Here is a 25862-nt window from a genome sequence, read left to right as displayed (position 1 = left end):
TCCCTTAGAAGACTTTATCAAAATTATTAATAATCATAACTATAAAAAGCTATTTAGTTAAACAAATACTCTACTAGACAGAGCTATAAATAAAAAAGCCTCTACAGTATCAGTAGAGGCTTTTTGAATTTTTATTTTTTTAGTGATGAAGGACTTCTTCTCCTTCTTTCATTGGAACATTTTGAGGTACAAAATCCTCATCATGAGCAGGATTACTGTAATCATAAGGCCAACGGTGCACTTCAGGGATTTCACCTGGCCAGTTACCGTGAATATGCTCTACTGGTGCAGTCCATTCAAGTGTATTTGATTTCCAAGGATTTTGAACGGTTCTTTTACCGTAGAAAATACTACTGAAAAAGTTGTACAAGAAAACCAATTGAAAAGCTCCTCCAATTAATGCAAAAGTAGTTATAAGAACATTTACATTTTGCAAATCATCAAATAATGGAAAGTTAGTATTTGTGTAGTAACGCCTTGGTAAACCGGCTAAACCGATAAAGTGCATTGGGAAAAACACACCATAAGCACAAACCGCAGTTACCCAAAAGTGAACATAACCTAAATTTTTATTAAGCATTCTTCCAAACATTTTTGGAAACCAGTGATAAATACCTGCAAACATACCATAAAGAGCAGATATACCCATTACTAAGTGGAAGTGAGCAACTACAAAATACGTATCGTGAACATTAATATCCAAAGTACTATCTCCTAGAATAATTCCAGTCAAACCACCTGTAATAAAAGTAGAAACCAAACCAATTGAAAACAACATAGCAGGATTCAATTGTAAATTTCCTTTCCAAAGTGTTGTAATATAATTAAACGCTTTTACTGCAGAAGGAATAGCAATCAACAAAGTTGTAAATGTAAATACAGATCCTAAGAATGGATTCATACCCGAGATAAACATATGGTGACCCCAAACGATTGTAGATAAAAATGCGATTGCCAAAATTGACATAATCATCGCTCTGTAACCAAAAATTGGTTTACGAGAGTTAGTTGCAATAACTTCAGAAGTAATACCTAAAGCCGGTAATAATACAATATATACTTCAGGATGTCCTAAGAACCAAAATAAGTGTTCAAACAATACTGGTGAACCTCCTTGGTAATGTAAAACTTCACCTGCTATATATATATCAGACAAGAAGAATGATGTACCAAAACTTCTGTCAAAAATTAACAATAAAGCCGCTGATAATAATACTGGAAAAGAAACTATACCAATAATTGCAGTTACAAAGAAAGCCCAGATAGTAAGAGGCAATCTAGTCATTGACATCCCTTTAGTTCTAAGATTAATAACTGTAACTACGTAATTTAATGATCCCATTAATGAAGATGCGATAAATATAGCCATAGAAACTAACCAAAGTGTCATACCCATTCCAGAACCTGGAATAGCCTGTGGAAGCGCACTTAAGGGCGGATAAATAGTCCAACCAGCTGAAGCTGGTCCTGCTTCTACAAATAATGAACTAATCATGATTACACTTGATAAAAAGAATAACCAATAAGAAATCATATTCATAAAACCTGATGCCATATCTCGAGCACCAATTTGAAGAGGTATTAACAAGTTACTAAAGGTTCCGCTTAAACCTGCGGTAAGAACGAAGAAAACCATTATCGTTCCGTGAATAGTAACTAAAGCTAAATAAATATCATTAGCCATAACTCCGTTTGGAGCAAATTTATCACCAAGTAATATATTAAATATTTTAAATGATTGCTCTGGCCATGCCAATTGCATTCTAAAAAGCATAGACATACCTACACCAATTACTCCCATAATAATACCTGTCAACAAGTATTGTTTGGCAATCATTTTATGATCAATACTAAAGATATATTTAGTAATGAAAGTGTCTTTATGGTGATGTTCGTGTTCGTGATCGTGTCCGTGATCGTGACCTTCTGCTGACATATGTGTATACTTTAAATTTTTCTTAATAATATTATTTCATAGCTATTTTAGCAACAACTGCAGTATCTTTAGTACTTGTAGAATCTTTCCCAGTTCCTCCTTCTGCTGGAGCAGGAGTTTTAGAAGTTTTTACTTCTTGTACTAAAGTTGCTTTTTCGCTTAACCATTTTTTATACTCTTCAGGAGTATCAACTATAACTTTCATTTGCATGTTATAATGTGAAGCTCCACAAATTTTGTTACATAACAACAAATAATCAAATGTGTAAGGATCTAAAGCAGTTTCTCCATTTGCTACTAACTCTGCACTTTTCTTAGTTCTTATAGCATTAATATTAGCAACCTTTTCAATCATAAAAGGTAAATCTCTATATTCAGAAGTAGTGTATATTGGAGTAAAAGCGAATTCAGTAACCATACCTGGAACACAATTCATTTGAGCTCTAAAATAAGGCATATAAGCAGAGTGCAAAACATCCTGAGAACGCATTTTAAAATGTATTTTCTTTCCTTTAGGGATATGCAATTCAGAAACAACTATATCATCTTGAGAATAAGGATCTCCTAAATCAACACCAAGTGTATTAACACCTTCAATATACCTAACATTTGCTTTACCCAAAACATTATCATTTCCTGCATATCTAGCAGTCCATTTAAATTGTTGTGCGTATAATTCAATTACTACAGTATCATCTTCGTCATCAATAAACATAATGTTAGTCCATGCATAAAGACCGTAAAGAATTAAACCTGCTAGTACAACTGCGGGAATAACACTCCAAATTGCTTCCAATTTATTATTATCAGCAAAATACAAAGCCTTTTGATCTTTTTTACCTCTATATTTAAAGGCAAAATAATGCAACAAGACTTGAGTGATTGCCTGAACAATAAATATCAAAACCCAAGTTATATTCATAAGACTGTCTACAAGGGCACCATGTTCTGAAGCTGGTGTATGAAGTACTAAAGGTCCCCATTTAAACAATCCATAGATTGTGAAAATATAAATGAATGCCAAGAAACCAAACATTAAATAACCTTGAACATTATTATCATTATCCGTAGCCACTTGAGAACTGTCCGAATTAGAACCTACCTGAGTTAGGTCGAATATTTTCGTCAATTGCCATAGAGCAACAGCTAATAAAACTAAAACTATAATTACCAACAAACTTGTCATCTGTTTTTTTGTTTAAATATTAATAATGAAAATGTTTACTTTCTTCTATGTATGGATTTCTTTTAGGTAACAAAGGAGCTTTAGTTAATGCAGTAAAAACAACATAAATAAATAATCCAAGGAAGAAAAGAACAGAAGCAATTTCGGAAACTCCAATAAACCATCTGTCTCCAACTGTACCAGGCATAATCATATTGAAGAAATCAATATAATGACCTAATAAGATTACTACTCCAGCCATAACTAAGATCCAAGTTATTCTTTTGAAATCAGTATTAACTAAAATCAAAATTGGAAATACAAAATTCATAACGACCGCACCGAAGAAAGGAAGATTATATAATTGAATTCTTGTTACAAAATAAGTTATCTCTTCAGGTATATTAGCGTACCATATAAGCATAAATTGTGAAAACCATAAATAAGTCCAGAAAACACTTATTCCAAACATAAATTTAGCTAAATCATGAATGTGACTAGTGTTAACATTTTCTAAGAATCCTCTAGATTTCAAATATAAAGTAACCATGGTAATCATAGTTATACCACTTACAAAAAAACTAGCAAAAACGTACCATCCAAACAATGTACTAGACCAGTGTGGATCAATTGACATAATCCAATCCCAAGACATAATAGATTCTGTTACAATAAAGAAAACTAAAAATCCTGCTGATATATTAAAATTCTTTTTATAAGAAAGATTATCAGAAGCGGCGTCTTGGTCAATACAATTTTTTCTTGAAAAATAACGATATAAATTCCAACCTGCTAGAAAAATGGCAGCTCTAACTATCCAAAAAGGAAAATTTAAATAACCAGATTTATTAGCAATAATTTTATCATGAGCAACAACCTCTGGATCCAACCAAATAAACAAACTATTAGAAGGAAAAATATGCAACCCACAAATGATAAGAATTACGAAAAATATAACCGACCCAACCGGAAGATATGCCGTAATACCTTGCATTACTCTAAATAAAACAGGAGACCAACCTGCTTGAGCTACTTGTTGTATAGCGTAAAATGCTAAAACGCCCATAGCAATAAGCATGAAGAAAATACAAGCAACATATAATGCAGCCCATGGTTTATTTTGTAATTGTGTTAGAACATGGGCAACATGTTCTTTGTGTTCAGCAGCTTCTTTAGCTTCATCAGATTTACTAATTTCTGTATGAGCTTCAGCTGAAGATGTTGAAACTTCATGCTTTGATTCCCCATGTCCTTCATGAGTTTCAGCAGCAAGTAGCTTTTCAACTTCTTGAATATCTTTTGGTGCAGTTAAAAAACCATATCCAATTCCTAAAAGGCCAACAGCCATTAAGACAAAAGAAAATGTTTTTAATTTACTTGAAAATGTATACATATCTATTACGATCAGTTTGTTCAACAATTATAATTTAGCTTTCAGTTTTAAAACATAAGATGCTACTAACCAACGTTCGTGTTGATTCAACTGGTTCGCATAAGACCCCATTGAATTTAAACCGTAAGTTTGAACATGAAAAACACTTCCTTCAGTTATCACCCTATCTTTATAACTTGGTACACCAAGAAATTTTCCTTGGGTTACTAGTTTCCCTTTACCGTTTCCTTCATTACCATGACAGATACCACAATAAATTTCAAACAATTCTTTAGATTTTTCAGCATCTTTTTCAGAGATTGAATCAAGCGGTGACTTTAGATTTAATTTGGCTAAATCATATCCAGCTGTAGAATTCTCATAATCATAAGGCTCAAAACCTCTATTTATTGTTCCTACTGGAGGAAGCTGACCTTCTTTACCGTTTTTAAATGCATTTGACTCTTCATAAGTTTCATAACTTACTGGCTCATACATATTAGGCATGTATTGGTAATTAGGCTTCGAATTATCATGACAAGACGAAACTAAAATAGTAATACAAATTACAAATGTTATTTTATATAGACTTTTCATATCGACAATTAATTCTTTACAATTACTTTAACTTCTACCGCCCCTGTACCTTCGAAAAAAGAAACCAATTCGCTTTCATTATCATTTACAGCAACTTCCATCAAAAAGTGATCATCTGTTGTTCTAACATCCGGATTTTCTGCTTGTTTGAAAGGCCATAACTTACTTCTCATATAAAAAGTAATAACCATTAAATGCGCTGCAAAAAATACAGTCTCTTCAAACATAATTGGAACAAAAGAAGGCATATTTTGAATATAACTAAAACTTGGTTTACCACCAATATCCTGAGGCCAATCTTGAATCATAATGTAATTCATCATCCAAGTACCAAAAGACAAACCTACTAAACCATATATAAAAGAACATATAGCTATCCTTGTTGGGGCTAGACCCATGGCTTTATCCAATCCGTGGACAGGAAAAGGAGTAAAAACTTCCTCAATATGATGATGAGCTGCACGTGTTTTTTTAACTGCGTCCATCAAAACATCATCGTCATTATAAATGGCGTATATTACTTTATTACTCATGATGTAAATCTTTATTTGCTTCTCTTTCTCTTTTGTAATTATCTCCTGTTCCTTTTAATATTGTTTTTACTTCCGCCTGTGCTATTACAGGGAATGTTCTAGAATATAACAAAAACAATACAAAGAAGAAACCAATTGTTCCTATGAATATTCCAATATCGACAAATGTTGGAGAGAACATAGTCCATGAAGACGGAAGATAATCTCTATGCAACGATGTTACAATAATTACAAATCTTTCAAACCACATCCCAATATTTACAACAATCGAAATAATAAAAGAAAACATGATACTTGTTCTTAATTTTTTGAACCACATAAACTGCGGAGAGAAAACGTTACAAGTCATCATTGACCAATATGCCCACCAGTAAGGTCCGGTTGCTCTGTTTAAGAATGCATATTGTTCATATTCAACTCCAGAATACCAAGCTATAAAAAGCTCCGTAATATAAGCAACACCAACAATAGAACCTGTAATCATGATTACGATGTTCATCAATTCTATGTGCTGAATAGTAATATAAGCTTCAAGGTTAGAAACTTTTCTCATAATAATAAGCAAGGTATTTACCATTGCAAATCCTGAGAAAACAGCTCCAGCAACAAAATAAGGAGGAAAAATTGTAGTATGCCAACCAGGGATTACAGAGGTAGCAAAGTCCATTGATACAATGGTATGTACAGAAAGCACAAGTGGAGTTGCTAGACCTGCAAGAACCAAAGAAACTTCTTCGAAACGTTGCCAGTCTTTTGCTCTACCGCTCCATCCAAAACTCAATATAGAATATACACGTTTATTAAAAGGAGTAATTGCTCTATCTCTCAACATCGCAAAATCAGGTAATAAACCAGTCCACCAGAAAACTAATGAAACTGAAAGATAAGTAGAGATTGCAAATACGTCCCAAAGTAAAGGAGAGTTAAAATTCACCCATAAAGAACCAAATTGATTCGGAATTGGTAAAACCCAATACGCTAACCATGGGCGACCCATGTGTATAATTGGAAATAAACCTGCTTGAATTACAGAAAAAATGGTCATTGCCTCCGCAGAACGGTTAATTGCCATTCTCCATCTTTGACGGAAAAGCAATAATACGGCTGAAATTAATGTTCCTGCGTGACCGATACCTACCCACCAAACGAAGTTAGTGATATCCCAAGCCCAACCTACAGTTTTATTTAATCCCCATGTTCCAATACCTGTAGACACGGTGTAAATGATACAACCCATTCCCCAAAGAAACGCGGTTAATGCAATTGAAAATACAATCCACCAATGTTTGTTTGCTTTACCTTCTACAGGTGCAGCTACATCTACAGTTACATCGTGATAAGATTTATCACCTATAACTAAGGGTTTTCTAATGGTTGCTTCGTAGTGAGACGACATAATCCTTTATATTGATTCTTAATTAATTATTTTTTGTACTAGGTATTTCTAACTTTAACATGATAAATCACATTTGGTTTTGTTCCAACATGCTCTAATAAATGATACATTCTTTCATCTTCAGCTAACTTAGTAACTTTAGATTCTTTATCATTCACATCTCCAAAAATCATTGCTCCAGTAGAACAAGCATTTGAACAAGCCGTTTGGAATTCTCCATCAACGATTACTCTTCCCTCTCTTTTTGCATTTAAAATTGTAGCTTGTGTCATTTGAATACACATAGAACATTTTTCCATAACTCCACGAGAACGAACATTTACGTCTGGATTTAATACCATACGTCCTAAATCGTCATTCATATGATAATCGAATTCACTGTTTTTGTTATACAAGAACCAGTTAAAACGACGCACTTTATAAGGACAATTGTTAGCACAGTAACGAGTACCAACACATCTATTATAAGCCATTTGATTTTGACCCTGACGACCATGAGATGTTGCAGCAACTGGACAAACAGTTTCACAAGGCGCATGATTACAGTGTTGGCACATTACCGGTTGGAAAGAAACCTGAGGATTATCTCCTGCTTTTTCCATTTCATTAAATGTAGATAATGAACTTGATAAACCTGCAATATTTTCTTTTCTTTCGTTATCTCCTGCAAATGTACTTTCAGAAGAATAATATCTGTCAATACGCAACCAGTGCATATCACGACTTCTTCTAATTTCAGCTTTACCAACAACCGGAACGTTGTTTTCAGCATGACAAGCAATTACACAAGCTCCACAACCAGTACAAGCATTTAAATCGATAGAAAGATTAAAGTGATGTCCTGTAGAACGATCAAATGAATCCCATAAATCTACTTTTGTAGCTTCAACTTCTTTGTGATCTAAAGATACCATTGGTTGTTCGTTCCAGAACTCAGCATCTTTAGTATTAAAAATTTCTAAAGTGGTTTCTTTAATAATATCACCTCTTCCCATCAAAGTTTTTTGACCTTGAACACAAGCAAATTCATGTTCTCCGTCAGCCTTAACCAATGTTACAGATTGAACATTATTAAAACCTTTATATAATGAGTAAGCATTTAAACCTACTTGCATCTCTTCTTTCAAAGCCGCTTTACGACCATAACCTAAAGCTAAACCAATTGTACCAACAGCTTGACCTGGCTGAACAATTACTGGTACATTTTCTAATTTTAAACCATCAGTAGTTGTAATAGTAGCATAACTACCATTCAAACCACCATTCGCTACAATTTCATTAGATAAAGCATATTTCTTAGCATCAGCATTCGAAACAGTAAGATAATTGTCCCAAGAAACTCTGGTAATTGGATCTGGCAATTCTTGCAACCAAGGATTGTTTGCTTGTTGGCCATCCCCTAATCCAGTTTTTGTATATAAAATCAATTCAAATCCTTCAGAAGCTTTTGATTGAGCCAAAGCATTTGCCGCACCAGAGTAATCAACAGAGGATGCAGAAGCAGCAGAAACGACACCTACGAAAACACCGTCATGCAAAACTTGATTCCAAGTAGACCCTGAAACGATTGTTGAAGCATTCGCTTTTAAATAATCGTAAAAAGTACCTGCTACACCATTCAAAGACAATAAAGCGTCTTGAAATTGTTTTGTATCAAATAAAGGACGAATAGTTGGTTGAGTAACACTATAAGTACCTTTTGTTAAACTTAAATCACCCCATGACTCTAAATAATGTGGAGCCGGAGCAGCGATTGTAGTAAGTGCAGCCGTTTCATCTTCTTTTAAAGAAAAAGCAACTGATGTTTTAACTTTTTTCAACCCTTCAACAAATGATTTACTATCTGCTAAAGTATAAACAGGATTAACACCACTCATGATCAAAGTATGAACGCTTCCCGCTTTCATTTCATTGATTAATTGAGATACTTTTTCGTTTGAACCTTTTCTAATTTGTCTTGCTCCAGAAGCACTAAAAGCTTCACTTGCCAATACTTGATTGATAGCTAAAACTAATAATTGAGCATTTTTATCTTGAATCCCTGAAACTAAAACTCCTTTTGAACCAGCAGCTTTTAATTGCTGAGCAGCTTTATTAACTTCAGATTTAAATTTATCATCTAAACTAACTGCCACAGATGAGCCAGTTATAACATTATATATATGAATTAATGCTTGTTTTTGATTTGCAGTAGACATCGCCAAACGCTTATCAGCAGCAGCACCAGACAAAGTCATATTTGATTCTAATTGAAAATGACGAGACATTTTTCCGTTTTTTGGAATTCTGCCTTGCGCATAACCCGAATCATATCCACCACCTTGCCAGTCTCCAAGGAAATCTGCACCAACAGAAACTATTAGAGATGCTTTTGAGAAATCGTAATCAACTAAAGCTCTTTCACCATAAACCGCTTCAAAAGCATCTAAAGCTTCAGAAGAAGAGACAGCATCATAAACAACATGTTTAGCATTTGGATTTTTACCAATGAATTCACCGATCAACTTTTCAGTTGACGGACTTGCCAATGTATTTGTTAAAAGTACAATTTGACCACCCTTAGCTTTTGCTTCAACCAAACTTGATTTAATTGCAGAATCAACAGCAGACCAAGTTGAACTTTTACCTTCAATTTTCGGCTCTTTTAAACGCATACTGTCATATAATGACAATATAGACGCATGAATTCTAGCATTAGCACTAAATTTTGCTCCAGCAATAGTATTATTATCTATTTTAATAGGACGCCCTTCACGTGTTTTTACCAAAAGATTTGCAAAATCGAAACCATCAAAAACCGAAGTTGCATAATAATCTGCTACTCCAGGAATGATTTGTTCTGGCTGAAGTACATAAGGTATCGACTTATGAACAGGACCTTCGCAAGCTGCTAGCGTAGCTGCTGCAGTACTAAACCCAACGTACTTTAAAAAATCACGACGTGTTGTTGACGAAGATGACAAAGCATCATTATTCCCTAAAAATTCATCAGTAGGAATTTCTTCAACAAATTCGTTATTTCTAAGCGCCTCAACAATAGAACTATTTTTGTCTAGTTCTTCAACACTTTTCCAGTATTTTTTGTTTGATGACATATATAAATATTAAAATCTTAATAATTTGATTAATAGTGGCATTTACCGCATTCTAAACCTCCCATTTGCGCCGCAGTCAATTTGTCTACACCGTATTTCTTAGAAAGTTCCTCATGAATTTTTGTGTAATAGTCATTACCTTCCATTTTAACTTCCGTTTTTCTGTGGCAATTAATACACCATCCCATTGTAAGAGGAGAAAATTGCTTCATAACTTCAAAAGTTTGAACAGGTCCATGACAAGTCTGGCATTCTATCCCCGCTACGGTAACGTGTTGCGAGTGATTGAAATAAACAAAATCAGGCAAATTATGAATACGAATCCATTTAACCGGCTCTGTTTTACCAGTATATTTTTGAGTAGACTGATCCCAACCAACTGCTTTATATAATTTCTGAATTTCTCCATCATAAAAAGCTTTACTATGATCTGGAGTAGCAGTAGTATCAGAAACTTCAGCGATGTTTTTATGACAATTCATACAAACATTTAAAGAAGGAATTCCCGAATTCTTACTCACCCTAGCTGAAGAGTGACAATATTTACAATTTATTCCATTACTACCCGCATGTATTCTGTGAGAGTAATGAATCGGCTGAATTGGCTCGTAATTTTGATCAACACCTACTTGCATCAAGAAAGCATACACAAAATAAGCCCCAGACAATAACAAAAAGATAGAAGTCACCAATACTAAAAATTGATTTCTAGCAAATGCTTTCCAAATTGGAGTAGTTGGAGTTTTTGGAGTTACTTCAATACCATTAGCCTTAGCAACTTTAGTCAGAACATTATTCACTAAAAACAGCATTACAACCAACATAGCCATAACCAAACCAAGAGCACCTAATATAATGTTATTAGACAAACCGCTTTCAGCAGCAGGAGCACCTGGAACCGCAGCAGCACCAGCCGCAACCGGAGCCTCAGCCTTTGGCTCTGACGTATAAGCTATAATATTATCAATATCTATCGTTGCTAATTGAGGAAAAGCAGTCATTACAGATTTGTTATTTTCTTCAAAAAGCTTTACAGCAGTTGCATCACCTGACTTAATCAAATCAGAACTATTATGGACCCACTTGTAAATCCATGCCATTTCATGTTTTGCAGCAACACCTCGTAACATAGGACCAGTTGCCTTCGCATCTAGTTTGTGACATGCAGCGCAATTTGCATTAAAAAGCTCTTTTCCTTTTACAGGATCACCACCTTGACTTGCAACAGCCACATCTGGTGTCGTAGCTGGCACGGCTGCAGGAGCCGCAGTTTGCGCAAATGAATTTAGGGAGAAAATTAGCGTTAGCCCTAAGCCTAAATATAATTTCCTTGAGATCGAATTATGGTTACCCACCTTTTTCATATTATAAATGATTATCTACTAAAATTGGTACGATTTTTTCTATTAACAATATTAGAAAAAACTAATACATTCTTTTAAAACTTGCACAAAAATACGACTTAAGAACTATTCTCAAAACCTTAAAATAGTCTTAAATTCAATTTATATTAATTCTAAATAATATTTATTATTTCGTTTCATTCATTAAATAGTATTTTTGCATAAAAACTATCACATTATGAGAATTTTAACACCCAAAAAAGCTTTTTTTTATGCCGTCACTTTGTGCCTTACTAGTAGCTATATAAATGCACAAGATCAAAATATCACGGTAAATCAAGACTCTAAATTTGAACAATTACTAAATGAAAAAAGAAAAACAAACATTTCTAACACTGTAAATGACCGATATAAAGTTCAAATATTTAGCGGCGATAGCGAAAAAGCGAAAAACACATTAAATGAATTCAAGCAAGAGTTTGGCGATATGGACGGAACAATCGTATTCAATACTCCAAATTATAAAGTTTGGGTTGGAAATTTTAAAACTCGTATTGAAGCAGAACGTAATTTAATTGACATTCGAAAAGAATACAAAAATGTATTTTTGATAAAGCCGAATAAATAAAAAATTAGCGTTAATCTGTCGAAATAATTACTTTTACATAAGAAAGCCAGTCATTACGAATGGCTTTTTTCTTTTTATCCTATAGTAAGTACTCACCTTGGTGAGCTTATAAAAATCTTATTATCGGACCATTAATATATCAGCATAATCAAATACTGTAATGTCGATAACTTTATATTTCCAAGATATTGATTTTAGGAAAAAACAATTATATAAAAAAACAGTAGTTCCCTTGTTTAAAACAACTGCTTTTTTGTTATCCGAACTGCAAACACAGCAATTTGCCTTTTAATTTAAGTATACAATCGATACCGTCAAGCACCACAAAACGTAAACAAAAGAGTCTAGCGAAAGTCTTTTCTACGACTTCTTGGTAACAGCTTTTAAGAATAGCTTTTATATCTTCACTATTTTTCTTACTGCTTTTAAAGCCTTTCAAAAGCTCCGGATAAGGTATCAACATTACCTTTATTTCATTATTTGACAAAAAAGAAGGCAGTCCCGAATAACAATCAATAAGCATCGGAACTGATGAGCTATTTGCCGCAAAAGAAGCAATTGCAACACCAATTAACCCAATCATTGCCCCATAGCAATGGTATTATTAGGATTATAGACTACATTTTCTATGTAATACTTACTTCCTATTATTTCGGTTTTAGTATAATATTTTGCACTTGCATACTTGGAAACATTTATATAAAAAATTCCTCCATCACTGAATCCGTAATAATTCAGTTCTTCAGAATTAGTGGTTTTATTAAGCAAATAAAACCTTTCATTTTTATTTACACTTTCAAAATTACTATATCAAGTGGCATCTCGTTTAAAACATCGGTATAAGTCAAATAAATACCCTTGAAAGGAATCGCAGTTATCGTTTTATTTTTAATATTCTGATCAACAGAAAAAAACTATAGAAGTCTTATCATTATTGCTTGTTTTCGTATAATTGGTAAAACATTCCTGTAAAACTTTTTTCAATCTTTCATCGTGTTTATTGGTAACATCCATACCGTTGCTTTCTGCGGAAGCGGTGTACGTCCCAACAATATAATCAATACCGTCTTTAGACTCAATAACATCAATTACTACAGTTACATATCCTGTTTCAGACATTGCTCGGGTAAGTTCTGAAACATATAAATCATTAATACGAATAGAAATTTTAGGATTATTTTCTTGTTTTGGACAAATAACAACTAGATAATCAAAAAATTATTCAGTTAAAGGTTTTTCAAAATTCGCTAAAACGTTTCTGTTGAATCCTCCTTATTGAACGGTTCCGATATTTTCTTTAACTGTCTTCCATCGCAGACATTTCCTATGTAGAAATTGAATCCTGACGCTTTATCCTTTTTGTCTTTTAGAGATATTTTATGATATTCCGTTTTATTCTGAAAAAACACAACAGTACTAACTGCAAGAAAAAATAATATAAGCAATTTATTCATGTTTCATTTTTTAGTATGTTATAAAAATAAAAAAATCCCGACGAATCGGGATTTTAATTATAAAATATTGAAATTTTATTTCAATTTCTTTTTGATAGCTACTTCATGGTACGATTCAATAACATCTCTTTCTTCGATATCATTATATCCTTTCACTTGAATACCACAATCGTATCCTTTAGCCACTTCTCTTACATCATCTTTAAATCGTTTCAACGCTAACAGTTCACCTGTAAACACAACTACACCTTCTCTGATGATTCTCATTTTGGCATTTTTAACAATTTTACCATCCATAACCATACTTCCAGCAATAGAACCAACTTTAGAAATTTTGAATATCTCTCTAATTTCAGCAGTTCCAAGAATTTCTTCTTTCATCTCTGGCGCTAACATTCCTTCCATTGCATCTTTCAAGTCATCGATAGCTGCGTAGATAATAGAATAGTAACGGATATCAATTTCTTCTTTGTCTGCCAATTGTCTAGCATTTCCAGCAGGACGAACATTAAATCCGATAATGATTGCATCAGAAGCAGATGCCAACATAACGTCAGTCTCCGTAATTGCTCCAACACCTTTATGTATAATATTAATTTGAATTTCTTCAGTAGATAATTTAGAGAACGAATCTGACAATGCTTCAACCGAACCATCCACGTCACCTTTAAGGATAATGTTCAATTCTTTAAACTGACCTAATGCTATTCTACGTCCAATTTCATCTAATGTAATATGTCTTTGTGTACGGACAGATTGCTCACGCATCAATTGAGAACGTTTTGAAGCAATTTGTTTTGCTTCTTTTTCATCTTCAAAGATATTGAACTTATCACCAGCTGTTGCCGCACCGTCAAGACCTAAAACTGATACCGGAGTCGAAGGACCCGCAACAGTAACAATATTCCCTCTCTCATCGTGCATGGCTTTAATTTTACCATGGTGTTTTCCAGCCAACATATAATCTCCAATTTTAAGGGTTCCATGTTGAACTAATATTGTAGAAACATATCCTTTTCCTTTATCCAAGAAAGCTTCAACAACTGTACCTTGTGCAGCTTTGTTTGGGTTAGATTTTAGATCTAATAATTCCGCCTCTAACAATACTTTTTCTAATAATTCCTTCACACCTGTTCCTACTTTCGCAGAAATATCATGTGATTGAATTTTCCCACCCCAATCTTCAACAAGTAAATTCATACCTGCTAATCTTTCTTTTACTTTTTCAGGATTAGCATTTGGCTTATCAATTTTATTGATAGCAAATATGATAGGAACTCCCGCAGCTTGAGCATGGCTAATTGCTTCTTTAGTTTGTGGCATGATGTCATCATCAGCAGCAATCACAATAATAGCAATATCTGTAACTTGAGCACCACGCGCACGCATCGCAGTAAACGCTTCGTGACCAGGTGTATCTAAGAATGCAATTTTTTGTCCGTTATCCAAAGTTACTCCGTAGGCACCAATATGTTGTGTAATTCCTCCAGACTCACCTGCAATTACGTTTTCTTTACGAATGTAATCCAGCAAAGATGTTTTACCGTGATCGACGTGACCCATTACTGTTACAATTGGCGCTCTGAAAACTAGATCTTCTTCTTTATCTTCAACAACTTGAATTGCTTCTTCAATATCAACAGTAATAAATTCAACTTCATAACCAAACTCATCAGCTACAATAGTCAATGTTTCTGCATCAAGACGTTGATTCATGGTAACCATGATTCCAAGTGACATACAAGTACCAATAACTTTAGTAATTGGCACATCCATCATAATGGCAATTTCACCTACAGTAACAAACTCCGTAACTTTAATAGTTTTACTTCCTTCGTCAAGAGCTCTTTGCTCATCATCAGATTTCTGACGATGCGTATCTCTTTTGTCTCTTCTATATTTAGCAGCTTTTGATTTACCACCTTTTCCTTGTAGTTTCTCTAAAGTCTCTCTAATTTGATTTTTAACTTCCTCTTCCGTAGGCTCCACTTTTGCAACAATAGCAGGTCTGTTTCCTTTTACAAAACCAGGTCTGGCACTTCTGTTCGCATTGAAACCACCACCACCTGTGTTAGGCGTGATTTTGTTCGGATTTGGTGCTCCAGGAACTCCAGGAGTAGCAGGTGGTCTAGGAGCACCCGGTTTTGGAGCAATTCTTTTGCGTTTATTTTTATTAGCATTATTAGCTCCTATAGCTCCTGGCGCACCTGGTTTATTTGGAGTAATTTTAGGCTCTTCTTTTTTCTTTTTAGGCTTATTAAATTGAGACAAATCAATTATCTGACCTGTTAAAGTAGTACCTGATAGCTTTTGATATTGAGTTGTTATCGTTTCATCAACCGGAGCCTCTTCAACTTTTTCAATTTTTACACTTTCAGAAACAACCTCTTTTACAGGCTCTTTCTTTACTTCTTTTATTCCAACAATAGGTTTAACTTCTTTTTTGTCTGAAACAAGTTTATCTTGTGAAGGTTCTTTTTGAACTTGCTCTTTTTGAATAGCTTCTACAATAGCAGGTTTTTCAACCGGAACTGAAACTACAGGAGTCTCGATTTTTTCAACAACCTTAACAGGGGCAGGAACAACTATTGATTTTTTTGGATTGAGATCTATTTTTCCAACCTGAACAGGTCCAGCTAAAACAGCTCTCGCTTTGATAACTTCTTGTTGTTTTAGTCGTTCTTCGTCTTGCTTACGCTTGTCTTCGATTTCTTTTTCTCGTTCCAAACGTAAAGCTTCTTTTTCTTTTCTTTTCTCTTCCCCTACTTCTTTTGAAGCCTCCTTATTCCCTTTGTCACCAGCAAACTGACCGCACAAGACATTGTATACATCATCAGAAATTTTTGCGTTTGGATTTGCTTCAATAGCAATCCCCTTATCTTTTAGATAATCCACAGCTCTTTCTAAAGAAATATTCAATTCCCTTAAAACTTTGTTTATTCTAATAATTCTCTCTTCAGACATAAAACCTTTTTATTATTACCTTTTTTGTTATTCCTCACTTTACTCCCAACTCGATACCTACCGAGCAAGAATTAATTGTAAAGTGGCATGTTTATCGTTGAAGACACATTGACTAACTGTCAAATTCTTCTTTCAATATTCTCATTACATCCAGAATAGTTTCCTCTTCTAGGTCTGTTCTTCTTACTAAATCTTCTACATCTTGTTTTAAGATACTTTTTGCAGTATCCAAACCAATTTTTGCAAATTCTTCAATAACCCAGTCTTCAATTTCATCTGAAAACTCAGTTAATTCAACATCATCCTCATCAGCTGTAGCACCTGCAACATCACCTTCACGAATAACGTCTAGCTCATAACCAGTCAATAAACCCGCTAATTTAATATTGTGTCCACCACGACCAATTGCTTTAGATACTTCTTCAAGCTTCAAGAAAACTTCTGCTCTTTTTGTCTCTTCATTTATTTTAATAGAAGAAACTTTAGCAGGACTTAATGCTCTCGTTATAAACAATTGAATGTTACTTGTATAATTGATAACGTCAATATTTTCGTTTCCTAATTCACGAACAATTCCATGAATACGAGATCCTTTCATACCAACACAAGCTCCTACAGGATCAATTCTGTCATCATAAGAATCTACAGCTACTTTTGCTTTTTCACCAGGAATTCTTACCACTTTTTTAACCATGATTAAACCGTCAAAAACTTCAGGGATTTCTTGTTCAAATAATTTCTCTAAAAACTTCTCAGAAGTTCTTGACATAATAATTTGAGGCTTATTTCCTTTTAATTCAACGCTTTCTATTATTCCTCTAACATTATCTCCTTTACGGAAAAAGTCAGAAGGTATTTGTTTTTCTTTTGGCAAAATAATCTCATTCCCTTCATCATCAACCAAAATCACTACTCTTGGACGTACATGGTGTACTTCAGCAGTATAGATATCACCTATTAAATCTTTAAATTGTTTGTAAAGATTTGTGTTATCATGTTCATGAATTTTAGAAATTAAATTCTGACGTAAAGCTAAAATTGCTCTTCTTCCTAAATCAATTAATTTCACTTCTTCGGAAACCTCTTCACCAATTTCGAAATCAGGCTCTATTTTTCTAGCTTCAGTCAAAGTAATTTCAAGATGATCAAAATCTAAATCTTCATCCGCAACGATTACTCTTCTCTGCCATATCTCCATATCCCCTTTATCAGGATTTATAATGATATCAAAATTATCATCTGAACCGTATTTTTTCTTCAATGCATTTCTAAATACATCTTCCAAAATTGCCATAAGCGTTACACGATCAATAAGTTTATCATCTTTAAACTCTGAGAATGAATCGATTAATGCTAAATTTTCCATGCGAATTCTTTAATTAAAATGTTACTGTAACAATTGCTTCTTTTATATCGGCGTAAGGTAGTTTTAGTTCTTTTTGAACTGTCTCTTTTCCTTTTCCTATTTTTTTAGGTTCTCTTGCTTTCCACGACAAAATTACAAAATCATCATTAGCTTCCACTAATTCTGCTTCAATTATTTCTGTACCAGTCTTCACAATCAATGTGCGTCCTATATTTTTCTTGTATTGTCTTACTAATTTCAATGGCGACCCAACCCCTACCGAAGCTACTTCTAAAGAGTAATCTTGTTCCTCGCGATCCAAGTTATTATCTATAAAACGACTCACATCGATGCAATCCTGAAGCGCTACTCCGTTATCACCATCCAAATTCACAATAACCTTAAAAGCATCAGTGATAGTAAGGTCTATCAAAAAAATTGATGCCTTTTCTGAAAGGCATTCGGTCAATAACGTATTTACTTTTTCTTTAAATGTCATATTTTTATAAAAAGAGGGGACATTTAGTCCCCTCATTATCTAGATTTTAATAAATAACGGTGCAAATATAGTGTTTTTTTTATTAATTAAAAATAAACACTAGCTGTTAAAATATTTCTTATCTTTAATACAGCATTAAAATAACTGTTTTTACATAATTTAATACGTATTGATTATGGAGCGAATTTTAGTACCAACCGATTTTTCAGAACATGCTGAAGACGCATTAAAAGTTGCTGCACAAATTGCTAAAAAGAATAATTGCGAAATATTTTTACTTCACATGCTGGAGCTGCCAAGTCAAATGAGCGATGCTATTTCCGGAGGAAGTAGTATTCCTGAAGTAATGTTATTTATAAAAAAAGCAAACGAAACCTTTCAAAAAATAAAAGAACGGCCTTATTTAAACGGCCTCTCAGTCAGCGAAACAGTACATTTCGAAAGAGCCTCAGACGGCATATTATCATTCAGCAAAAAAAATAAAATCGATTTAATCATCATGGGATCTCATGGCTCATCAGGAATTGAAGAAATACTCATTGGATCCAACACCGAGAAAGTAGTTCGTCTTTCCGACATCCCTGTTTTAGTCATCAAAAAAGATATCGGTAAATTTGAAGCCAGAAATTTTGTTTTCGCTTCTGATTTTTCGCAAGAAATAAAAAAGCCTTTCAAAAAAATGATAGAATTCACTAAAATCTTTGATGCAAATCTATTTTTAGTAATGATTTGCACTCCTAATAGCTTCAAAACTACTTTAGCTTCCGAAAAAATAATGAAAGATTTTATTGCCGACTTTAATATCCAAAACTACTCCTTGCACATTTTTAACGATGGTAATGTAGAAAAGGGAATTATCAATTTCTCAAATTCAGTCAATGCGGATTTAATAGGTCTTTGCACACATGGCAGAACTGGACTAGTACATTTTTTCAACAGAAGTATCAGCGAAGACTTGGTAAACCATACCATAAAACCAGTAATTACTTTTAAGATTTAATCTTCAATCCCACTACAGCTTTAAATTAAATCCAAAAAATCATATACTTGGACTTCCATAAGAAAATTACTTTTTTTCCAAAAAAAAAGCCTCTCAAAAATTGAGAGGCTTTACGTTGGTCTACAAGGACTCGAACCTTGAAAGACTGCACCAAAAACAGTTGTGTTACCATTACACCATAGACCAGCATTGCTTTGCTATTGCTTAGCGAGTGCAAATTTAGAACAAATTTTAATTTGCACAAATTTTTTATCGCTTTTTATTGAAAATAATTTCCCCTAAGAACAGAAACAGCCTGTAAACTTTTCAAAAACACTAGAAACCAATTCATTAGTTTTCCATATTTGTTTTTTAGAAATTTTTGTTAATGCTCGCATCGTTACATAAAAAAACATTTTCTTTGTAACTCAAAATTTAACTACAATTTAGCACTGAAATATGGCAACATTCAATTTCAATAAATGGAATACGATTATTGGTTGGTTTACATTTGGAATCGCATTAGTAACATACACACTCACCGTTGAACCCACAATGAGTTTCTGGGATTGTGGAGAATATATTGCCACAGCTGCAAAATTAGAAGTTGGACATCCACCCGGAGCCCCTTTATTTCAAATGATGGGTGCCTTTTTTGCGATGTTTGCCTCAGATGATAAACATATTGCTTTAATGGTTAATATGATGTCCGTTTTTTCAAGTGCCTTTACCATACTTTTTATGTATTGGTCATCTACAATGTTATTAAAAAAACTGATTTCTAGATTTTCTGAAAATGATAAAAACAATGACATTGTTGTTTTAGGTAGTGCCTTTGTAGGCGCATTAGCGTATACTTTTTCTGATAGTTTTTGGTTTAATGCGGTTGAAGCAGAAGTTTACGCCATGGCTTCTTTATTTATTGCTTTATTATTTTGGCTGGGTTTACGCTGGGAACAAGACATGGAAACACCAAGAGGAAACAAATGGTTATTAATCATTTCATTAGTTGTTGGACTCTCATTTGGAGTGCATTTCATGGCTTTATTAACAATACCTGCAATTGGCTTTCTTTATTTTTTCAAACACTATAAAGTCGTTACCGTCAAAAACTTCATTATTGCAAATGTTGTTGTAATTGCCATATTGCTGTTTATATTCAAATTACTGCTCCCATTAACAATGGCTTTCTTTGGTAAAACTGAAGTTTTCATGGTAAACGAAATGGGAATGCCATTTGATTCAGGAACTATTTTTGTTGCCTTACTCTTCATCGCTTTCTTTTATTTTGGCTTAAAATACACCAAACAAAAAGGATTGATATTTTACAATACTATAATCCTATGCATATTGTTTATTTTGATAGGATTTTCCACTTGGATGATGTTACCTATCAGAGCGAATGCTAACACGGTAATTAACGAAAATAAACCTTCGGATGCAGCAGAGGTTCTTGCTTATTACAATAGAGAACAATATGGTGTAAACCCTTTATTTTACGGATCTCAGTACACGGAAACTTTTGCCGGATTAGATAAAAAAAACCCTTATTTAGACAAAGCTCCAAACTACGAAAGAGACTACAAAACAGGCAAGTATCTTATTACAAATAACTTCAAAAATGCTGAACAAAATAGCGACGATAATCAAAAAACTATTTTACCTAGAATGTGGAGCACGGAGCATGTAGCGAATTACATGAATTTCACAAACCCACCAGAATTTAAGATTAATCCAGATTATCCGTATGAAGATGACTTAGCAAAATACGGAATTGATCCAAGTAAATTAACCGAAGAAGAATACAACAAAGCCATTGCGCAGTTGAAAAATGAAGTTGAAAAAACAGTAGCAGAATTCAGACAAGCTTATGCTCAAAAACAAATTGACAATGACGGCTATGTTTCCTTCTTGAAAAGTTATGGCGATTATTTAATCATAGAAAAACCAACTACTGTTGACAATTTCAGTTTCATGTTCGAATATCAATTCGGTTATATGTACTGGAGGTATTTAATGTGGAATTTTGTTGGACGCCAAAGTGATGTTCAAGGAAAATATGACAATTTAGATGGGAATTGGATTAGTGGAATCAAATTTATTGATGATTTACATTTAGGTTCTCAAGATAATTTACCATCAGATGTATTGAATAACAAGGGACGAAATGTCTATTTCTTTTTGCCTTTCATTCTTGGCCTTATCGGTTTAATGTATCATGCAAATAAAGATTTAAAGAGTTTTTACGTCTTGTTAGCACTATTTTTATTCACAGGAATAGCCTTGAAAATTTACTTAAACGAAAGACCTTTTGAACCCCGCGAAAGAGATTATGCGTTAGTAGGTTCCTTCTATGTATTTGCGATCTGGATAGGATTTGGTGTCTATGCGCTATACGAAAGCGCACAGAAATATTTGGCACCAAAAATAGCCGGCCCATTACTTATAGCATCCTGTCTATTAGCAGCTCCTGTACTTATGGCATCTCAAAACTGGGATGATCACGATCGTTCTAATAGATATACCGCTGTTGCGATGGCAAAAGCATATTTAAATTCATGCGATAAGGATGCAATATTATTTACCATTGGCGACAATGATACATTTCCACTTTGGTATGCTCAAGAAATAGAAAAGGTGAGAACCGATGTGAAAATAGTAAACACTAGTCTTTTCATGACGGATTGGTATATTGATCAAATGAAAACTAAAACATACGAGTCAGATCCTTTGCCTATTTCATTTGTCCATGACGAATATGTAGGTGATAAACTGGATTACGTAGCGCATATTCCAAAAGTAGAAACTAGATGGGAAATAAAAGATTTCATCAATTTTATTAAGAATCCAAAATCTACTGTTGAAATGCAAAATGGTCAAACCATTCATTTTTATCCAACCAATAAAATACGAATTCCTATTGACAAAAATACTATTATCAACAACAAGGTCGTTTCTGCAAAATACAACGACTCTATCGTCCCTTATATAGACATTGACATCAAAGGAAATGCACTATACAAAAACAGATTGATGATGCTTGATATTGTAGCTAATAACAACTGGAAAAGGCCTATTTATTTTAGTGGTGGTGCCTTTGATGATGAAGATTATATCTGGATGAAAAATTATCTTCAATTAGACGGAATGGTTTATAAATTAGTCCCTATAAGAACCAAACTGAATAAAGATGACAACCAAATGGAAATGGGACAAATTGATGCTGATAAAATGTACACAAACGTTATGAAATGGGATTGGGGAAATAGCGAAAGTCCAACTATTTATCACGATCCAGAAACCCGAAGAAATAGTATCACGTACCGAATGAATCTTGCTCGATTGATGAATCAATTAATTGCAGAAGGAAAGAATGGCAAGGCTAAAAACATTATCGATTTAGCTATGACAAAAATGCCTTTGGACAAATTCGGGTATTATTCCTTGGTTGAACCATTTGCAAAAGGATATTATGATATTGGAGAAAAAGCAAAAGCACAGGAACTTCTTGAAAAACTAATGACTAAATACAAAGAAAACCTGAATTATTATATCAATCTTACACCAGTTGATCAAACCGGTATTGCAATTGATATTATAACTGACATTGAGCGCTACAGAGGTTTACTACACGTAATGAAAGAAAGTGGTGACTCTGCTTTTTACAATAAAAACAAAGTGATTTTTAATACCTATATTAAAATGTTTGAACGTTTTGGTCGTGAGAAAGAATAACATTAAATAAAAATAAGACAATCATAAACTATAGCGATATTGAAAAATGTCGCTATTTTTTTTTACTTTTAAAATAAAAAAATGAAACTTCATTGGATAAAAACGAGTTGGATTATAAAAAAATTATTTTCAAATTACGTTTGGGACTTACCCAATACTGGAAATAAAGTTTACCTCAGCTTTGACGATGGCCCTATTCCGGAAATCACTGAATGGGTTTTGGAAGAATTAAAAATACACAAAGCAAAAGCAACTTTTTTTTGTATTGGAGATAACATTGAAAAACATCCCGAAATATTCAAAAAAGTAATTAATGAAGGTCACGCGATTGGAAATCATACATTCAATCACTTAAATGGCTGGAAAACGACAACTGAAGGATACATAGAAAATTTCATGCGATGTGAAAAAAGCATTCGAAAATTTGCAATCAACCTAAAACCCAAACTCTTCCGTCCTCCTTATGGTAAGTTGAAAATAGCCCAATCCAAAGAAATACGGAGATTAGGCTACAAAATAATAATGTGGGATGTACTTAGCGCAGATTTTGATCAAAAGCTATCTAAGGAAGAATGTTTAGAAAACGTATTATTCAATATACAATCAGGAAGCATAATTGTTTTTCATGACAGCATAAAAGCTTTTAAAAACTTAGAATATGTACTTCCAAGAACTTTAGCCTATCTAGAAAAAAATAATTTTATTTGTGCTATTATAGAATAAAAAAGTAATTATTAAAATTGTTCTTGAACAATACTAATAATAGTGTTGGCATCTAACTCTCCAGATTGTCTCCAGATCATTAACCCTTCTTTATAAATCATAAGTGTTGGAAGACCTTTTATTCGGAGTGCTTCGGCTAATTCTTGATTTTTATCAACGTCAATTTTAATCACTTTGGCCTTATCACCAAGAGCAGCAGCAACATCTCTAATTACAGGATGCATTGAAACAGAAGATTCGTTCCAATCCGTATAAAAATCAATCAACACAGGAATTTGTGTGTTTATAAGTTCTCCAAATTTTGACATAAAAGCAAAAATTTAATTTTCTAAATTTACTAAAAAAAGATAATTATTCTACAAATGTAACATTTTAAACGAATTAAGCCACATCCTTGCCTTTTTTTAGTTCAATGACAGTAATTTCAGGCATTATTCCGACTCTTCCCGGATAAGCATGAAAGCCAAAGCCTCTATTCACATAGACATATCGACCTATATTTTCATACAAACCGGCCCATTGTGTGTAAACATATTGAGCCAAACTCCATTTGAAATAACCTGGGATTTCAATCCCAAATTGCATTCCATGTGTGTGTCCAGATAATGTAAGGTGGAAGTTTTTCTCATGATGTTGCACTTCGTAATCCCAATGTGATGGATCATGACTCATCAAAATTTTAAAATCTTCTTTATTTACATGCTCAGATGCTTTGTTAATATCGCCCGCTTTCTTAAAATTTTGCCCCCAGTTTTCCACACCAATTAATGCAATTTTATCATTCCCTTTTTCGATAAAAGTATGTTCATTCAACATTAATTTGAAACCAATTTGTCCGTATAGATTTTTTATGTCTTGAAAATTTTTCTCTTTAGCCGCCTCAGATGGCCAAGTTACATATTCGCCATAATCGTGATTCCCTAAAACCGAATATTTCCCATATTCGTGTTTTTTTATTCGGTTGAATGTTTCAATCCAGGGATGCATTTCTTTGGCATCAGTATTTACAATATCTCCGGTAAACAAAATCATATCTGAATTTTGCTCATTTACTAAATCTATTGCGTAATTTATTTTTTCAGGATTATCAAAACTTCCACTATGAACGTCAGATATTTGAGTAATCGTAAAGCCATCGAAAGCATCTGGCAAATCAGGAAAGAAGATTCGTTGTTTAATAACCTTATAATTGTACTTCCCAACCGTCACACCATATATCAAAGATAAAAACGGAACTGCTGCCAATCCTAATCCGATCTGACTTACAAATTTTCTTCTGGAAGCTAAAAAAGTCATATTGTCATTGTTCTCAATAAAATAATTTACTGATCCGGCTCCAATTCTAAAGATATCTTCTCCCAGTAATACAAGCGCTAAAACCATTTTTGGAACATACACTAGAAGCACTAAACCCATAGTAAACATTGTTTGTTTAGTTTGTCCTACAGAACGGTCAAATTGCATGAAAGAGTAAACAATGAATATTAACAATAGGAAACTAATAATCTGGTAAGAGACCAAAACCCATTTTACCTTTATTAAGGTTCGTAATGCTTGAAATGCATAAAGCTCAATAATAAGAAGGACAATACATAATAATAGTATGCGAAGAATCATTTTATAATATTTTATACAAAATAACAAATTAAGAAAATACTTTTAGTTTTTATTAATCAAAATTTAACTAAAATCGTACCAAATACATTGCAACAACCTTTTTTTTATAAAAAAAGCTGATAAATTTCTTTATCAGCTTTTTTTCAATTAAACCCTATTTATTTTACTAACTACCTTTTATAATTTATTCAAACAATTTTACGAAAGTAAAATAAGAGTATTTAATTATTTTTTGGCTTTAGTTGCTTCCATTTTAGCAGGTTCAGCTTTAGCAGCTTCTACTTTTTTAGCTTTTTTAGCTGCTTTTTTAGTAGCTTTAACTTCTTTTGCAGGAGCTGTTTTTGCCGGAGCTACTTGAGCGTTTACCATTACTGTTGTTCCTAAAACCATTGCAGCTAACATCAATACTTTTTTCATGATTGTGAATTTTATTATTAATAATTTGATTTATTTATAGACCAAATGTATTACTGCTAAATGA

22 protein-coding genes and 1 tRNA gene are annotated in these 25862 nt (G+C 33.3%); 4 read left to right on the top strand and 19 right to left on the bottom strand.

The window, feature by feature from the left end:
- Positions 1 to 139: 139 nt before the first annotated feature.
- From ACM55H_RS07860 to ACM55H_RS07825, 8 genes are read right to left on the bottom strand one after another with little or no spacing between them, the layout of a single operon-like run.
- Positions 140 to 1936 carry a cytochrome c oxidase subunit I gene (locus tag ACM55H_RS07860; protein ID WP_039108749.1) on the bottom strand — a complete coding sequence of 599 codons (1797 nt, stop codon included), beginning with the start codon at positions 1934 to 1936 and terminating at the stop codon, positions 140 to 142.
- Positions 1937 to 1967: 31 nt separating this feature from the next.
- Positions 1968 to 3122 carry a cytochrome c oxidase subunit II gene (locus ACM55H_RS07855; protein ID WP_416835983.1) on the bottom strand — a complete coding sequence of 385 codons (1155 nt, stop codon included), beginning with the start codon at positions 3120 to 3122 and terminating at the stop codon, positions 1968 to 1970.
- Positions 3123 to 3141: 19 nt separating this feature from the next.
- On the bottom strand, positions 3142 to 4494 hold the full coding sequence (locus tag ACM55H_RS07850; protein WP_416835982.1) for a quinol:cytochrome C oxidoreductase: 1353 nt from the start codon (positions 4492 to 4494) through the stop codon (positions 3142 to 3144).
- A 27-nt stretch (positions 4495 to 4521) separates the two neighbouring features.
- The gene (locus ACM55H_RS07845) at positions 4522 to 5070 is read right to left on the bottom strand and encodes a c-type cytochrome (protein WP_416835981.1); all 549 of its coding nucleotides are present in this window, start codon (positions 5068 to 5070) and stop codon (positions 4522 to 4524) included.
- Between the two features lie 8 nt (positions 5071 to 5078).
- A complete protein-coding gene (locus ACM55H_RS07840) occupies positions 5079 to 5603 on the bottom strand; it encodes a DUF3341 domain-containing protein (RefSeq protein WP_039108742.1) in 525 nt (174 codons plus the stop codon).
- Positions 5596 to 6999 (bottom strand): NrfD/PsrC family molybdoenzyme membrane anchor subunit, encoded by a 1404-nt coding sequence (gene nrfD, locus ACM55H_RS07835; RefSeq protein WP_035669766.1) that lies wholly within the window; start codon positions 6997 to 6999, stop codon positions 5596 to 5598. Before nrfD ends, ACM55H_RS07840 begins: the two co-directional genes overlap by 8 nt.
- A gap of 38 nt (positions 7000 to 7037) precedes the next feature.
- Positions 7038 to 10094: a TAT-variant-translocated molybdopterin oxidoreductase gene (locus ACM55H_RS07830; protein WP_416835980.1), complete on the bottom strand. Its 3057-nt coding sequence runs from the start codon at positions 10092 to 10094 to the stop codon at positions 7038 to 7040.
- 29 nt (positions 10095 to 10123) lie between these two features.
- Positions 10124 to 11458, bottom strand: a complete 1335-nt coding sequence (locus ACM55H_RS07825) for a cytochrome c3 family protein (RefSeq protein WP_416835979.1) — start codon at positions 11456 to 11458, stop codon at positions 10124 to 10126.
- Positions 11459 to 11675: 217 nt separating this feature from the next.
- Between ACM55H_RS07825 and ACM55H_RS07820 the strand changes: the two genes are divergently transcribed.
- A complete protein-coding gene (locus ACM55H_RS07820) occupies positions 11676 to 12065 on the top strand; it encodes an SPOR domain-containing protein (RefSeq protein ID WP_416835978.1) in 390 nt (129 codons plus the stop codon).
- A gap of 256 nt (positions 12066 to 12321) precedes the next feature.
- Here ACM55H_RS07820 and ACM55H_RS07815 read toward each other — a convergent pair whose 3' ends face one another.
- From ACM55H_RS07815 to rimP, 7 genes are all read right to left on the bottom strand, one after another.
- Positions 12322 to 12648: a hypothetical protein gene (locus ACM55H_RS07815; RefSeq protein ID WP_416835977.1), complete on the bottom strand. Its 327-nt coding sequence runs from the start codon at positions 12646 to 12648 to the stop codon at positions 12322 to 12324.
- A complete protein-coding gene (locus ACM55H_RS07810) occupies positions 12645 to 12833 on the bottom strand; it encodes a hypothetical protein (RefSeq protein ID WP_416835976.1) in 189 nt (62 codons plus the stop codon). The genes ACM55H_RS07815 and ACM55H_RS07810 overlap by 4 nt, the downstream gene beginning before the upstream one ends.
- A gap of 132 nt (positions 12834 to 12965) precedes the next feature.
- Positions 12966 to 13184 carry a hypothetical protein gene (locus ACM55H_RS07805; protein WP_416835975.1) on the bottom strand — a complete coding sequence of 73 codons (219 nt, stop codon included), beginning with the start codon at positions 13182 to 13184 and terminating at the stop codon, positions 12966 to 12968.
- A 128-nt stretch (positions 13185 to 13312) separates the two neighbouring features.
- Positions 13313 to 13519, bottom strand: a complete 207-nt coding sequence (locus ACM55H_RS07800; RefSeq protein WP_416835974.1) for a hypothetical protein — start codon at positions 13517 to 13519, stop codon at positions 13313 to 13315.
- Between the two features lie 75 nt (positions 13520 to 13594).
- Positions 13595 to 16483 carry a translation initiation factor IF-2 gene (infB, locus tag ACM55H_RS07795; RefSeq protein WP_416835973.1) on the bottom strand — a complete coding sequence of 963 codons (2889 nt, stop codon included), beginning with the start codon at positions 16481 to 16483 and terminating at the stop codon, positions 13595 to 13597.
- Between the two features lie 112 nt (positions 16484 to 16595).
- The gene (gene nusA, locus ACM55H_RS07790) at positions 16596 to 17849 is read right to left on the bottom strand and encodes a transcription termination factor NusA (RefSeq protein WP_039108733.1); all 1254 of its coding nucleotides are present in this window, start codon (positions 17847 to 17849) and stop codon (positions 16596 to 16598) included.
- Positions 17850 to 17862: 13 nt separating this feature from the next.
- Entirely contained in the window at positions 17863 to 18327 is a 465-nt protein-coding gene (rimP, locus tag ACM55H_RS07785; RefSeq protein WP_039109423.1) for a ribosome assembly cofactor RimP, read from the bottom strand.
- Positions 18328 to 18502: 175 nt separating this feature from the next.
- Here rimP and ACM55H_RS07780 point away from each other — a divergent pair, with 175 nt between their 5' ends.
- Positions 18503 to 19327 (top strand): universal stress protein, encoded by an 825-nt coding sequence (locus ACM55H_RS07780; RefSeq protein WP_416835972.1) that lies wholly within the window; start codon positions 18503 to 18505, stop codon positions 19325 to 19327.
- Between the two features lie 115 nt (positions 19328 to 19442).
- Here the strand turns inward: ACM55H_RS07780 and ACM55H_RS07775 are convergent.
- Positions 19443 to 19513, bottom strand: a tRNA-Gln gene (locus ACM55H_RS07775).
- A 252-nt stretch (positions 19514 to 19765) separates the two neighbouring features.
- On the opposite strand from ACM55H_RS07775, the gene ACM55H_RS07770 reads away from it, so the two are divergent.
- Complete coding sequence (locus tag ACM55H_RS07770; protein WP_416835971.1) at positions 19766 to 23041, top strand: glycosyltransferase family 117 protein; 3276 nt, start codon at positions 19766 to 19768, stop codon at positions 23039 to 23041.
- A gap of 81 nt (positions 23042 to 23122) precedes the next feature.
- Entirely contained in the window at positions 23123 to 23764 is a 642-nt protein-coding gene (locus ACM55H_RS07765) for a polysaccharide deacetylase family protein (RefSeq protein WP_416835970.1), read from the top strand.
- 11 nt (positions 23765 to 23775) lie between these two features.
- Here ACM55H_RS07765 and ACM55H_RS07760 read toward each other — a convergent pair whose 3' ends face one another.
- The 3 genes from ACM55H_RS07760 to ACM55H_RS07750 form a co-directional block, all read right to left on the bottom strand.
- The gene (locus tag ACM55H_RS07760; RefSeq protein WP_039108730.1) at positions 23776 to 24072 is read right to left on the bottom strand and encodes a thioredoxin family protein; all 297 of its coding nucleotides are present in this window, start codon (positions 24070 to 24072) and stop codon (positions 23776 to 23778) included.
- A 73-nt stretch (positions 24073 to 24145) separates the two neighbouring features.
- Positions 24146 to 25381 carry a metallophosphoesterase gene (locus ACM55H_RS07755; RefSeq protein ID WP_416835969.1) on the bottom strand — a complete coding sequence of 412 codons (1236 nt, stop codon included), beginning with the start codon at positions 25379 to 25381 and terminating at the stop codon, positions 24146 to 24148.
- 225 nt (positions 25382 to 25606) lie between these two features.
- The gene (locus ACM55H_RS07750) at positions 25607 to 25798 is read right to left on the bottom strand and encodes a hypothetical protein (protein WP_416835968.1); all 192 of its coding nucleotides are present in this window, start codon (positions 25796 to 25798) and stop codon (positions 25607 to 25609) included.
- Positions 25799 to 25862: the final 64 nt, after the last annotated feature.

The organism is Flavobacterium cryoconiti, assembly GCF_048158645.1.
GTDB classification, from domain to species: Bacteria; Bacteroidota; Bacteroidia; order Flavobacteriales; family Flavobacteriaceae; genus Flavobacterium; species Flavobacterium cryoconiti.
This window is presented reverse-complemented; position numbering and strand designations above follow the sequence as displayed.